This is a genomic window from Robiginitalea sp. (genome assembly GCF_982776155.1).
In genome coordinates this window covers 385,175-397,921 of the sequence record NZ_CEXZKX010000002.1, presented here as the reverse complement: position 1 = coordinate 397,921, position 12,747 = coordinate 385,175, and the positions used below count along the sequence as shown (strand labels likewise).

The window sequence follows — 12,747 nt, the reverse complement described above, 5'->3', positions numbered from 1 at the left end:
GTAATTCCATGAAATTCAAAAACCTGAAAACCGAGGAAAAGGATGGGATAGCGCTGCTGACCATCGACCGGCCCAAGAAACTCAATGCGCTGAACCGCAAAACCATCGAAGAGCTCCACGAGGCATTCTCGTCCCTGGATGCCGACCCGGATATCCGGGCCATCGTGGTGCGGGGTAGCGGGCCCAAGGCATTTGTGGCCGGGGCGGATATCGCGGAATTCGCGTCTTATGGCCCTGAGGAGGGGCGCGACCTGGCGGCAAAAGGCCAGGAAACGCTTTTTGACTTGGTGGAACAGCTCGGCACCCCGGTGATCGCAGCCGTTAACGGCTTTGCCCTTGGAGGCGGCCTGGAACTGGCCCTGGCCTGCCATATCCGGGTGGCCAGCCACAATGCCCGGATGGGGCTGCCAGAAGTATCACTTGGGTTGATCCCCGGTTACGGGGGAACCCAGCGGCTGCCGGAACTCGTGGGCCGGGGCCGGGCGCTGGAGATGATTCTCAGCGGCGGCATGATCGATGCGGAACGGGCCCTGGAGTACGGGTTGGTCAACCACGTAACGGCCCTGGAGGAACTCGAAAGCTACTGCCTGCAGCTCGCAGGGAAAATCGCAAAAAATTCGCCGGTGGCCATCCGGTATGCAATAAAAGCGGTAAATGCGGGTTCTAGGAGTAGTGTTTCCGGGTTTCGGACCGAAATCGACGCCTTCGGATCGTGCTTCGGCACGGCCGATTTTAAGGAAGGCACCACGGCTTTCCTGGAGAAGCGGAAGCCCGATTTCCCCGGGGAATAATCAAAAGGACATCCTATGTATCGGAATCTCTGTATGGCAGTTGCGCTGCTGGCCGCCTGGGTCTGCGGGGCGCAGGAAATGCCTGTGGACTATATGTTCGGCGAAAAATATAACGATCGGTACAGATATTCAAACCTGGTCACTTTCTCGGAGTCTGCCCAGGGCAACAAAGTCCTGGTCAGGGCCTATTATACCGGGCTGATCCTGAGGCCAAAAGGCTACCTGATAGAGCGGTATAACCCGCAGCTTGAACTGATAGACGAATACAATTACAAGTTCCGGGGAGCCGACTTCCTGGACGGTTTTGTGGCCAACGGGCAATTATACCTGTTGTTCCTGAGCTACGACCCGGAGCGTTTGAGTTATACGTATTCCGTGCATCAAACCCCGGTTGGGGCCTACAATTTTACCCGAAAGGACCTGCTCACTATTCCATCGGTATATGTGGAAAACCCGGTCGACAAGAATTATTACAACCGGAAATTTAATTCGGGGTTCAGTACGACCCTGCTATTTGACCGGGAACAGAAAGCTTTTGCCCTGAGCCTGCACCACAAGAAGGGCGACGTGAACAAGCACCGGATCCTCGTGTACAATTTCAATATGCAACCGGTCATGGACGTCGATTTCTCGGCCTCCGTGGAAGAAAAAAATTACGCCTTTGAGGCACTGGAAATGGCTCCGGATCATTCCACGGCCTACCTGGTTGCCAAGGCGTATTTCCGGAAGCGCCGCTTTAAGGCCGAAGAGCGGAAATTCCAGTACGAACTAATCAAGCTCACCCGGGATGGGGCCCAAACCGCCTCCTACGACCGGGAAGGCTTTTATTCCGAGGCGCTCAAGCCGATCCTGCGCAACGGGAAACTCCTTTGCGTGGGCTTTTATGCCGACCGGAAGGACGAGCGGTACAACGGCCTGGAATACCTGGAAGTGGACCCGCAGACCCTGCAGGCGGGTATCCACAAATACAACCCCTTCTCCCACCAGTTCATGGTCGATAAATTCGGGTCGGAATCCGAGAAAGCCATCAAAAACCTCGTGTTTAAGGACGTGCATTTTACGCCGGACGGTTCCCTGCTCTTCAACGCGGAGGAGTATTTTGTTACCAACAGCATCCAGGATAACGGGAGCGGCGGCAGGCTGCGCGTGGACCGCTTCCACCACAACGACATTATCAGCGTTCGGTTGGATAGCCGCGGAGACCTGGTCTGGGCCCGGAACATCAACAAGACCGAAGTGACCCAGGGCGACGGGGCCTATGCCTCCTACAGCGCCTATTCCAAGGACGGCCACACCTATTTCTTTATATGTACCGCTGCAGACAACCCCCAGTTGCTGAACAATGAGCGGCTCATTTTCCGGCAGGGGCTCAGCCGGAACCGGAACGTGTTCCTGATCCGCCTGAACCCGGAAGGCCGGATCTCCTGGGAAAAGATCATTGACCAGTCCGAAGCGCGCCTGCCGCTGATGGTTTCCAAACCGCTGGTGGAGGAGGACGAGGACCGGCTGTACTTCTACGCCAAGCGGGGCAGTAAGAAGCAACTCGTTTCCGTACATATCCGCGGGTAGTTCGCTTTCCGCTGCCGCCGGATCCTTACGCGGCATCCCGTTTCGGCGGTGTTAAATTCTCCATCAACCATCGCATATCAGGATAATATCCATAAATTTGGATAAATTCCAATTGCCGTGTCGCATCCCGAAAGAGAAATCCGCAAAGGCCGCGGGGCCCAATCCCGCCAGGCAAACCGCTTTGAGGCACTTCAGGAGCAGCCCCTGGAGGATTTTCTGGAGCACCAGCGGATCAGCGGGGAATCCGAGAAGGTCCGCACCGGCTACCTGCGCGTCCACCCAAAAACCATCGTCAACAAGGTTACCAGCCCGGATGTGGGCATGTCCTACAGCATGAACCCCTACCAGGGTTGCGAACACGGATGCGTCTACTGTTATGCGCGGAACTCCCACGAGTACTGGGGGTACGGGCCCGGCCTGGATTTTGAAAGCAAGATCCTCGTCAAGGAAAACGCCCCGGCCCTGCTGGATCGTTTCCTCAAACACCGTTCCTGGAAGGCGGCCCCCATCGTGCTTTCCGGGAATACGGATTGCTACCAGCCTGCTGAAAGGGAGTTTGGGATCACTCGCGCCTGCCTGGAAATATTCCATCGCTACCGCCACCCCGTGGGCATCATCACAAAAAACGCACTGGTACTCCGGGACATGGATTTGCTCACGGAACTACATGCCGACGGTTTGGTGGGCGTCAATATTTCGGTGACATCCCTGGACGAATCCACCCGCAGGTTGCTGGAACCCCGCACCGCGAGTATTGCGAAACGGTTGGAAACGATCCGCAAACTATCCGATGCGGGCATCCCCGTCAACGCGATGCTCGCCCCGATCATCCCGGGGATCAACAGCCACGAGGTAATGGACATGGCCCAAGCGGTTGCCGATGCAGGAGCCCGCTCTTTCGGGTTTACGTTGGTACGTCTCAACGGGGCCATCGCCGGAATCTTTACGGAATGGCTCCATCGGGCAATGCCGGACCGGGCCGGGAAAATCCTCTCCCAGATCCGCGCCTGTCACGGCGGCAGCCTGAATGACAGCCGTTTCGGCATCCGCAACAAGGGGGAAGGGGCCGTTGCATCCCAGATCCACCAGCTGGCCGGGATTGCACGGAAAAAATACTTCGCGGGGCGCAAATTCCCGGAACTCAACACCTCCCTGCACGCAGCGCATAAAAGCGGGCAGTGGGAGCTCTTTTAACCCTGTCGGAGGGTTGGAAAGCAGGCCGGACCAGGAGTAGCCCCGGGCTTATGGACAGGCTGCCGGGCCTAGGCCAGATCCCAGCCTTCCCGGTAACTGCCGTTTACCCATTCGTTTGCCTTGTCGAAATTGGTGACCCGCATGTTTTCGCCGTCCCACATAATTTTCTTGCGCCCGGGGTATTCAAAGTACGACCGGCCGCTATCCGGGTCGGTGACCCGGTTTTTGTATTGGAAGGCCCGGATGGCCAGGTTCCCCATCAGGACGGATTCCGTAAGTTTTCCTGCCTTCTCGAAATCCGATGAGGTGGGGGTGCCGTTCAGGCAGCCTTCCACAAAATTCCGCTGATGCCCTCCGGTACCGCCTTCCACACGGGGCAGCCTGGGAGCCGGCTTGCTGACCATATCCATAAGGTCAGAGGGAAGGAGGCGGGCATTCCGGGAATACGTATCGCAGACCATGATGCCTTTGGTCCCGTAGAATATGGAGCCGCCGCCGTTGTCGCCAATGGTCTCCCCGTCTTTCAGTTCGTCGGGCAGGTCGGGCTTCAACCCGCCGTCGTACCAGTTCAGGGCTACCTGCCCGTGCTGGTCCGTGTCGAATTTCAGCCGGACGATGGAAGAGGAGGGACAGGATTCACTGTAGTCCGCTTCCACAAAGTCGCCCACCCAGTTGGTGGTGCAGCTCGCCTCCGCTTCTGCAGGGTATCCGAGTTCCAGGACGCTGAAAGGGGTTTCCATAATATGACAGCCCATATCGCCCAGGGCCCCCGTGCCGAAGTCCCACCAGCCACGCCATTTAAACGGGAGGTAGCGGTCGTTGTACGGCCGCATGGCCGCAGGGCCCAGCCACAGGTCCCAATCCAGTTCCTTCGGGATCGGATCGCTTCCTTCCGGTACCGGGACCCCCTGGGGCCAGACAGGACGGTTCGTCCAGCAATCCACTTTTTCAATCCGGCCGATTATCCCGGAATCGAGCCATTCCCTGGCTTCGCGGCTCCCGTTGCTGGAAGCCCCCTGGTTGCCCATCTGCGTAACAATCCCCATCTCGCGGGCTACCTGGGTCATCATCCGGGCCTCGGCGATGTTGTGGGTCAGGGGCTTCTCCACATAGGCGTGTTTTTTCTCCCGCATAAATGGCAAGGCAATGGTGGCATGCGTGTGGTCCGGGGTCGCTACCATAATGGCATCCATGTCTTTCAAATGCTTCTTGTACACGTCCCGGTAGTCTTTGTAACGCTTTACATCCGGGAACATCTCATAGGTAGGGGCAGCCCGCCGGTCGTCTACATCGCAGAAGGCGACGTATTTGACCTTTCCGGTTTCGCTCAGGCCGCGCATCACGCCGGCACCCCGGCCGCCAACGCCGAAGGCGGCTACGTAGAGCGTGTCGCTGGGGGGCACATGGCCTTTTCCCAGTACGAAACTCGGGACAATGCTGAATGCCGCCGTAGAGGCAGCCGTATTTTTCAGGAATTTTCTTCTTTGCATGGATGTTGGGTGTTTGTTCGGTTTGTTCAAAAATGAGCTTTCAAGATACAAAAACTACGGAAAGCGGACGACGCCCGAACGGGCCGGCACATGCAGGTTCAATACGGGGCGGGAGCCTGGAACCGGTCTGGGAAATCAGGCCGTGCCGTTCCACTCCCGGTAGAATTCCTCCAGGTATTCCAGCATAAAGGCATGGCGCTTTTCGGCCAGGCGTTTGCCGGTATCGGTGTGCATGCGGTCCTTGAGCAGCAATAGTTTCTCGTAGAAATGGTTCAGGGTGGGCCCGTCCGATTTCTTGTATTCCGCCTTGCTCATTTTCACCCGGGGGGCGATTTCGGGGTCGTAGAGTTTCCGTCCTTTGTAGCCGCCGAAATTAAAGGCACGAGCAATCCCGATGGCGCCCATGGCATCCAGGCGGTCGGCATCGCGGACCACAAAGAGCTCGTCCGAGGTAAACGGCTTTTTGTTTTTCTCCAGGCTGTTTTTAAAAGAAATATTCCGGATGATCTGGACCACATGCGTGCGAATGGCCTGGGGCACCCCGATTTTGCGCATAAAGGCGTCCGCTTTTTTCGGACCGGCATCTTCATCGCCGTCGTGGAATTTTGAATCGGCAACGTCGTGGAGCAGGGCAGCCAGGCTCACGATCAGGATATTCACCTTCTCGTCTTTGGCAATCAGCAAGGTATTGCGGAATACCCGCTGGGTGTGGAACCAGTCGTGGCCGCCTTCGGCCCCATCGAGTTCGCTCCGGACATAGTCAATGGTCTGTTCTACAAATTCTGCATCGGTCATGCTGGGGGGTCGATCTTGGAAGCGATCTTCGCTTCGAGTTCTTTCATTTTTTCAGGGGTAAACCCGGCTACGGGCATGGGCGGGTGTACGGTAAACCGGACCCGGGCCCCGAGGCCGAGCGGAAAAGCTCCATAGCGGAACAGTTTCCAGGAATTGTTGATGGTTACCGGCAGGATCAGCGCGGAGGGTGCCTGGTCCATCAGCAGGCTCAGGCCAAAAGTACGGAATGGTTTCGGCTCCCCGGTGCGGGATCGGGTCCCTTCCGGGAATATCACCGCGCTACGGCCCGTTTTTTCGATATACGCACCCAGCCGTTCGAGTTCGGCCCGGGCCTGCCGGCGGTCCTTGCGGTCGATCAGGGCCGAACCCCCGTGGCGCAGGTTAAAGGAGACGCTAGGGATTCCTTTTCCGAGCTCTTTTTTGCTGACGAATTTCGGGTGGTATTTCCGAAGGTACCAGATCAGGGGCGGGATGTCGTACATGCTCTGGTGGTTGGTCACAATGATGAGCGGCCCGCTTTCGGGCATGGGATCGGCGTATTCAAACCGATAGGTGGTCCCCAGGATGTGAGTACTGCGCATGATGCACAGATTGAGCAAACTGACGCTCGCCTTATGGGCCTGGTAGCCGAAAAGGTTCAGGCAGACCCACTGCACCGGGTGGAACACCACCAGGACCAGCCCGAAAACGAGCAGGTAAATTGCGGAAAGCGGGTATGCAAGGAGCTTGACCATGGTGTAAAAATAAGAAACGCACCGCGACATGGAGCAATGAAGCCAAATTGTAGGAATCACCCTATATTTATCCCGGCAAAAAATGAAACCCAACTCATTTTGAAACGGATCCGAATACTTTATTGGAGAGTTCTAACGATCGTATTTGTTGTGATCGTGTCACCCGGGAGTGCGCTGTGCCAATCGAGTCCCATTTGCGGGTTTACAAGCCGTATTTCATTCGATGAATTCATTGAACCTTGTGGCACCCCAATGCCGCCGCCGGAAATCCCTTCAGATTCAGTAACCCGTGTGGAAATGCCCGGGAAGACAACGTCGTGGTGTATGTCCTCGGTGTGCGATCCCACCCGCCTGGCGCGACTGGATTCTCTATTCAGACAACTCCGGATCAGTCGGAATTTTTCGCTGATTGCCTGTGCGGAAGGGTCGATGAATACGTCGACTTCATCTAATAATGACAGGGGAGTAAAGACTCGTATCATCGCGGTGCAATCGGACCTTGAGGACTTTATCAACCGGCCCGGGTCGGACCTGGTGGGCACTCTTACGTTTATGCACGCCCTGGGCCACCATGTTTTTCAGCATCCCATGAGTCAAATGGACCTCCTGGAAACATTTGAATTGGAGGCCGATTATTTTGCGGGGTTCGCCTTGAGTTATTTCGGGCTTGACAGGGCCGAAGTCGATTCAGTACACAAACAATTGCTGCAAGGCAAACCGGTGCCTGAGGGGTATCCGCGTATTTCCGACCGGGAAGACGCGTTTGGGGAAGGCTGGTCCTGGGCGACGTATTCCCTTCAGTTTGGTTGGGGAGAAGCCATTTCTATATACGAACTCGACCGGATTAAATCTGACAAATTCAAAGAAGAGGCAAAACAGGCCGAAGAAGCTGGCGACCTGGCCCGGGCCGCACGGCTTTTCGCTGAGGCATACGGGTACGACTGGCGGATCTCCGGAAATTTGCACGAGGCTTTGCGCTGCGCGCGTCAAGGGAAGGATGATAGATTCGCCCTCGACATCTATGGGGAATTGCTTGCCTCCGCTGGAAAAGACCGCCATATGAGGCCCCGCAAATCCTACCTAGCCGAAATGGCGACCCTTGCCCGGAGTCTGGGGCAGTACACAAAGGCGGAAGCCTATCTCAGTATCAGCCGGGAGCTCGAAACCGGCCAGGTTGCGGATGAAGTCAATACGGGCCATATGTACCTGAAAATGGAAAGGTATCCCCGGGCCGCCGAAGCATTTCTGAAAGCCATCAAATTAGGGCCTGCGTCGGCCGAAATGTACCTTGGTCTGGGCAAGGCACAAAGTGCCATGGGAGAGGCCGAGTCTGCCATTCGGTCCTTCAGGGCTGTCCTGGCGGGATCCCCGGACAATACTGAGGCTTACCTGGAGCTGTCAAAGGTGTATGCCAATGAGGCCGAGGCGCTGCGGGGAATTATCGAACAGGAATCGTCGCGGGCTGAAGTCCGTCGGCTTGAGGCAATCAAAACGGGCTTGTATCGAAAATCAGAAGCGGTACTCATGGACGGATTGCAAGTTGAACCCGCCGATCGGGAATTGCTAACGCAGCTTTACAGAATCTATCTGAGTATCCCCGATAAGTCCGGGATCCGGGAAACCCGCAAAAAACTCAAGGACGTCAGGTAATCTCTTTTTCGCGGTGAATCAATAAAGAAACCCCGCCAGTCCGGCAGGGTTCTTCCTATAGGGTTACGAACCGCGTTTCAGCAAAACTCGTCGTACGCCTGGGTGAGGTTCTCGGCGATCATCTCCGCCGGGCGGCCTTCGATATGGTGGCGTTCGATCATATGTACGAGTTCCCCGTCCTTGAAGAGGCCCATGCTGGGCGAAGAAGGCGGGAATGGCACCATCAGGCTGCGGGCGGCATCTACGGCTTCCCGGTCCACTCCTGCGAATACAGTGACCAGGCGGTCCGGGGTCTTGCCGTTCTGCAGGCTCAGCTTGGCGGCAGGGCGCGCATTGGCGGCGGCACAGCCGCAAACCGAATTGACGACTACCAGTACGGTACCGGGTTGTTTTATAGCTGCCTCTACTTCCTCGGCCGTGAAAAGTTCTTCAAAGCCGGCGGTGGAGAGGTCTTCCCGCATGGGTTTTACGAGTTCTGTAGGGTACATAGTATTTTTTTATGGAATTTCTAAAGTGCAAAGGTACGAAAAGGACGCCACTTTACCATAAGGGGCACAGGTAATTACAGGACCCGGGAACCGCTTATCCGCCCGCTGCGGCATTCCGGGGCAATGCGCTATCTTTGCCAAAAATTTTTCCGGATGATCAAATGGTTTGGCGCTTTCGTCGGGTACCTCTTCCTCCGGCTGCCGGGGGCCATTATCGGGTTCCTGATCGGGAGCCTGATAGACGGGGCCAGTCGCAGCGGCGGGACGGTGTTTACCGATTTTACCCGGCAAAAGGTATCCCCGGCCGACTTTGAGCTGAACCTGTTGTCGCTCTGCTCCATCGTTATCAAGGCGGATGGGCGCGTGAGCCAGCAGGAACTCGACTACGTGCGCCAGTATTTCCTCGCCACCTACGGGAAGGAGAAGGCCAATGCCATTTTCAGGACGTTTAACGAGGTCATCAAAAAACGGGAAATTTCCGGCCAGCGGATCTGCGCCTACCTGAACCAGCGGACGCGCTATGAGGTGCGGTTGCAACTGGTCCACTTCCTGTTCGGGATCGCGCAGGCGGACGGGCACGTGAGCGAGGCGGAAATCCGCAAACTCAGGGAGTTGGCGGGATACCTGCAAATAGGGGCCACGGATTTTGAAAGCATCATGGCGATGTTTGTCGAATCTGCGGACAACGCCTATAAAATCCTGGAGATTGAACGCACTGCCACGGACGAAGAGGTGAAAAAGGCCTACCGGAATATGGCCAAAAAGTACCATCCGGATCGGGTCAACACCCAGGACGAGGCCATCAAGCGCGGGGCCGAAGAAAAATTCAAGGAGGTGCAGAAGGCCTATGAGGCCATCCAGCAGGAACGGGGAATTTAAGCGGCGGCCCCGGATACCGGGCCGTTTCTGGCCAATGCACCTTTCGCATATCGGGGCGCTCAAGAATTTTTGAAATAATAACAGGATGGAGAATTTCTGGATGTACGGGGAATTGGGGTTCCTGCATGTGCTGGACCCGCAGGGCTACGACCACGTGCTTTTTCTGACGGCCCTGGCCCTGCCGTTTACCTATCGCTACTGGAAGCGGGTGTTCTGGCTGGCGACGCTCTTTACGGTGTCCCATTGTTTGTCCCTGGCCCTGGCCGCATACGGGGTGGTGGATGCGGATGCCGGATGGGTGGAGTTTCTGATCCCGCTGACCATTCTGCTGACCGCCCTGTTTAACCTGCTGTTGACGGGCGCCGGCCCGGACCGGCAGGCGGCTTTCCGGGTGCACCTGGTTTCCACCGGGTTGTTCGGGCTCATCCACGGCCTGGGTTTTTCCAATTACTTCCGGATGCTGATGTCCGGGGAGTCCGAGAAAACCGGCCCGTTGCTGGGGTTTGCCCTCGGGATCGAAGCGGCCCAGTTGCTGGTCCTGGTAGTGGTGCTGGGGGTTACCTATCTGGTGGTGGAGCGGCTGCGCGCCCCTTCTGCCTGGTATGTCCGTTTGGCCAGCCTGGCCATTGTGGGGATTTCCACCGCGCTGCTGATCGGGGCATGGCCCTTGTGATTTTCACTTAATATTAACCCGGGCGGGGTTGTAAGCCACCCCAAAAGCGGGTATATTAGTGCTTTCCCGCACGAAATTTTTTCTGGCCGCGTTATACCAATAGAGTGAAGGAGAAAAAACAGGAGAAATACGACAAGGCATACCTGCGCATGGCGAACGAATGGGGCAAGCTTTCCTACTGCCGGCGCAAACAGGTGGGGGCCATCATCGTCCGGGAACGGATGATCATCTCCGACGGGTACAACGGCACCCCCTCCGGATTTGAGAATTTCTGCGAAGACGAGGAGGGCTATACCAAGTGGTACGTGCTGCACGCCGAGGCCAATGCGATTTCCAAGGTGGCCTCCTCCACGCAGTCCTGCGAAGGGGCAACCCTCTATATTACCCTGTCCCCCTGCAGGGAGTGCAGCAAGCTGATCCACCAGTGCGGAATCCGACGGGTGGTATACCAGAAGGCCTACAAGGACGATTCCGGGTTGCAGTTTTTGGCGCGGGCCGGGGTGGAACTCGTCCATTTGCCGGTTATCGACATCGGGGTGGCCGTAAATGAAGAATGATTTGAAGAAAAGCTATTACATCGGACCGGCAGTCGTGGCCTTTGCCCTGGCTCTGGGGATTTTTGTGGGCGGGAAACTGCACTTCAACGATACCCCGGAGAAACTCTTTACGACCAATTCCAAAAAGGACAAACTCAACCGGCTCATCGACTATATCGATTACGAGTACGTCGATGAGGTGGATACCGACAGTATCGTCGATGTGACGGTGAACAACATCCTGGACAAACTCGACCCGCATTCCGTCTACATCCCGAAATCCGAGATGAAGCGGGTTTCCGAGAACATGAAGGGCGACTTTGTCGGGATCGGGATCAACTTCTACACTTTCCGGGATACCATTACCGTTACCCGGACGATTCCCGGGGGGCCCAGCCAGCGCGCAGGCCTTCAGCCCGGAGATAAAATTTTGCTGGCCGACGGGGATACGCTCTACGGGCGCCGGATACCCGACGGGCAGATCGTCTCCCGGCTCAAGGGGCAGGAAGGCAGTTCCGTCAAACTGCAGGTATACCGCAAAACCGAGGACCGGCTCTTTAGCGTCAACCTGCGTCGCGACCGGATCCCGATCCGCAGCATCGATGCGAGTTACATGCTGACTTCGGACATGGGCTATATCCGGATGAACCGTTTTGCCGAGACCACTTTCGACGAGTTTGACGCTGCCTTACGGAAGTTGCAACAGCTCGGCGCCAAGAAACTCACCCTGGACCTCCGGGACAACCCGGGGGGGTATCTGAACGTGGCCGAACGCATTGCCGACGCCTTCCTGCCGGAGGGCAAACTGATCCTCTTTACCCGGAACAAGAAAGGCCAGACGGATTCCATCTACGCCACTTCCCGGGGCCGGTTTGAAAACAAACCGGTCTATGTACTGATCAACGAGCGGTCTGCCTCGGCTTCCGAGATCATCGCCGGGGCCCTGCAGGACAACGACGTCGGTACGATCGTCGGGCGGCGATCCTTTGGCAAGGGGCTCGTGCAACGCGAAATGGACCTGGGCGACGGCTCGGCCGTGCGGCTCACGGTATCCCGGTACTACACGCCCACCGGCCGCTCCATCCAGCGCGATTACCAGAACGGGAGCCAGGACTACTACGACCGGTTCACCGAGCGTTACCACAACGGGGAGCTCACCTCGGTAGACAGTATCCGGGTGGCCGACTCCCTGAAGTTCACCACGCCCGGCGGGAAGGTGGTTTACGGGGGCGGCGGCATCGTCCCGGATGTTTTTGTGGCCATTGGCAGCAATGAGGAAGAGGCGCTGGCAGCCCTGGATTCCCGCGGCTATTTTTCCCGCTTTGTCTTTGACCACCTGGAAGAAGACCGCAACCGCTACGCGGATTACGACGAGATGCGTTTCTACCGGGAGTTCCGAACCGACGATATCCTCTTTGAGCACATGGTGGATTTCCTCTCGGCCTTTAATTTGCGCATCGACTACTACGAGCACGAGGATTTGCTGAAGACCTACATCAAGGCGGGGATCGCCGAGCAGCTCTTTTCGCCGGACATGAAGGCGCGAATCCTGGCGCCTACGGACGCGATGCTGTTAAAGGTGCGCGACCTGGACCGGCCCAGGCTCAACCCGGAGGAGGGGCCGGAGTCCCGGCCGGATAGCTGAAGTTTCCCGTTGTAAGCCAGCCCTGCCGTCCATAAGGGGCCAGCCCGGGCTGCGTTTATTCCCCGTCCAGTTTTTTCTGGATACGCCGGGAGGTTTGGTAGATCAGCAACAGCACAATGGCGCATAAGGCGGCTGCAATGCCGATGAGTGCCACAAGACTATCCCCTTCCAGTGGGTCTTGCATATCCACCATGGTGATGTTAAAGACGATCAACGCCAGGGCCAGTACAATCAGGACTATCAATAAGATTCTATTCATCGGAATACGGTTTTAATGACCCGCAGGTCCCGGCGGGCAGCGGG

General features: G+C 56.9%; 13 protein-coding genes. 8 read left to right on the top strand and 5 right to left on the bottom strand.

Annotated features, from left to right (window positions below; all coding sequences use genetic code 11):
* Positions 1–8: 8 nt before the first annotated feature.
* The 3 genes from AC3DKS_RS05395 (at position 9) to AC3DKS_RS05385 (ending at position 3,554) form a co-directional block, all read left to right on the top strand.
* Positions 9–791 carry an enoyl-CoA hydratase/isomerase family protein gene (locus tag AC3DKS_RS05395; RefSeq protein ID WP_015753159.1) on the top strand — a complete coding sequence of 261 codons (783 nt, stop codon included), beginning with the start codon at positions 9–11 and terminating at the stop codon, positions 789–791.
* Positions 792–806: 15 nt separating this feature from the next.
* On the top strand, positions 807–2,360 hold the full coding sequence (locus AC3DKS_RS05390; RefSeq protein WP_272606837.1) for a hypothetical protein: 1,554 nt from the start codon (positions 807–809) through the stop codon (positions 2,358–2,360).
* Between the two features lie 117 nt (positions 2,361–2,477).
* The gene (locus tag AC3DKS_RS05385) at positions 2,478–3,554 is read left to right on the top strand and encodes a PA0069 family radical SAM protein (protein WP_272606836.1); all 1,077 of its coding nucleotides are present in this window, start codon (positions 2,478–2,480) and stop codon (positions 3,552–3,554) included.
* A gap of 68 nt (positions 3,555–3,622) precedes the next feature.
* Here AC3DKS_RS05385 and AC3DKS_RS05380 read toward each other — a convergent pair whose 3' ends face one another.
* The 3 genes from AC3DKS_RS05380 to AC3DKS_RS05370 form a co-directional block, all read right to left on the bottom strand.
* Positions 3,623–5,044, bottom strand: coding sequence for a Gfo/Idh/MocA family protein (locus tag AC3DKS_RS05380; RefSeq protein ID WP_272606835.1), 1,422 nt, complete (start codon positions 5,042–5,044; stop codon positions 3,623–3,625).
* A gap of 135 nt (positions 5,045–5,179) precedes the next feature.
* A complete protein-coding gene (locus tag AC3DKS_RS05375; protein ID WP_272606834.1) occupies positions 5,180–5,839 on the bottom strand; it encodes an HD domain-containing protein in 660 nt (219 codons plus the stop codon).
* A complete protein-coding gene (locus tag AC3DKS_RS05370) occupies positions 5,836–6,573 on the bottom strand; it encodes a lysophospholipid acyltransferase family protein (protein WP_272606833.1) in 738 nt (245 codons plus the stop codon). Before AC3DKS_RS05370 ends, AC3DKS_RS05375 begins: the two co-directional genes overlap by 4 nt.
* A gap of 297 nt (positions 6,574–6,870) precedes the next feature.
* Here AC3DKS_RS05370 and AC3DKS_RS05365 point away from each other — a divergent pair, with 297 nt between their 5' ends.
* Positions 6,871–8,223 (top strand): tetratricopeptide repeat protein, encoded by a 1,353-nt coding sequence (locus tag AC3DKS_RS05365; RefSeq protein WP_272606832.1) that lies wholly within the window; start codon positions 6,871–6,873, stop codon positions 8,221–8,223.
* A 77-nt stretch (positions 8,224–8,300) separates the two neighbouring features.
* Here the strand turns inward: AC3DKS_RS05365 and AC3DKS_RS05360 are convergent, their stop codons facing one another.
* Entirely contained in the window at positions 8,301–8,711 is a 411-nt protein-coding gene (locus AC3DKS_RS05360) for a BrxA/BrxB family bacilliredoxin (protein WP_015753153.1), read from the bottom strand.
* A 153-nt stretch (positions 8,712–8,864) separates the two neighbouring features.
* Between AC3DKS_RS05360 and AC3DKS_RS05355 the strand changes: the two genes are divergently transcribed.
* The 4 genes from AC3DKS_RS05355 to AC3DKS_RS05340 all read left to right on the top strand — a co-directional run bounded on the left by AC3DKS_RS05355 (position 8,865) and on the right by AC3DKS_RS05340 (position 12,444).
* Positions 8,865–9,590, top strand: coding sequence for a TerB family tellurite resistance protein (locus AC3DKS_RS05355; RefSeq protein ID WP_015753152.1), 726 nt, complete (start codon positions 8,865–8,867; stop codon positions 9,588–9,590).
* 85 nt (positions 9,591–9,675) lie between these two features.
* Positions 9,676–10,263 (top strand): HupE/UreJ family protein, encoded by a 588-nt coding sequence (locus AC3DKS_RS05350; RefSeq protein WP_272606831.1) that lies wholly within the window; start codon positions 9,676–9,678, stop codon positions 10,261–10,263.
* A 104-nt stretch (positions 10,264–10,367) separates the two neighbouring features.
* Complete coding sequence (locus AC3DKS_RS05345; RefSeq protein ID WP_015753150.1) at positions 10,368–10,820, top strand: deoxycytidylate deaminase; 453 nt, start codon at positions 10,368–10,370, stop codon at positions 10,818–10,820.
* The gene (locus tag AC3DKS_RS05340) at positions 10,810–12,444 is read left to right on the top strand and encodes a S41 family peptidase (protein WP_015753149.1); all 1,635 of its coding nucleotides are present in this window, start codon (positions 10,810–10,812) and stop codon (positions 12,442–12,444) included. Before AC3DKS_RS05345 ends, AC3DKS_RS05340 begins: the two co-directional genes overlap by 11 nt.
* A 55-nt stretch (positions 12,445–12,499) precedes the next feature.
* Here the strand turns inward: AC3DKS_RS05340 and AC3DKS_RS05335 are convergent, their stop codons facing one another.
* Positions 12,500–12,703: a hypothetical protein gene (locus AC3DKS_RS05335; RefSeq protein WP_041326917.1), complete on the bottom strand. Its 204-nt coding sequence runs from the start codon at positions 12,701–12,703 to the stop codon at positions 12,500–12,502.
* Positions 12,704–12,747: the final 44 nt, after the last annotated feature.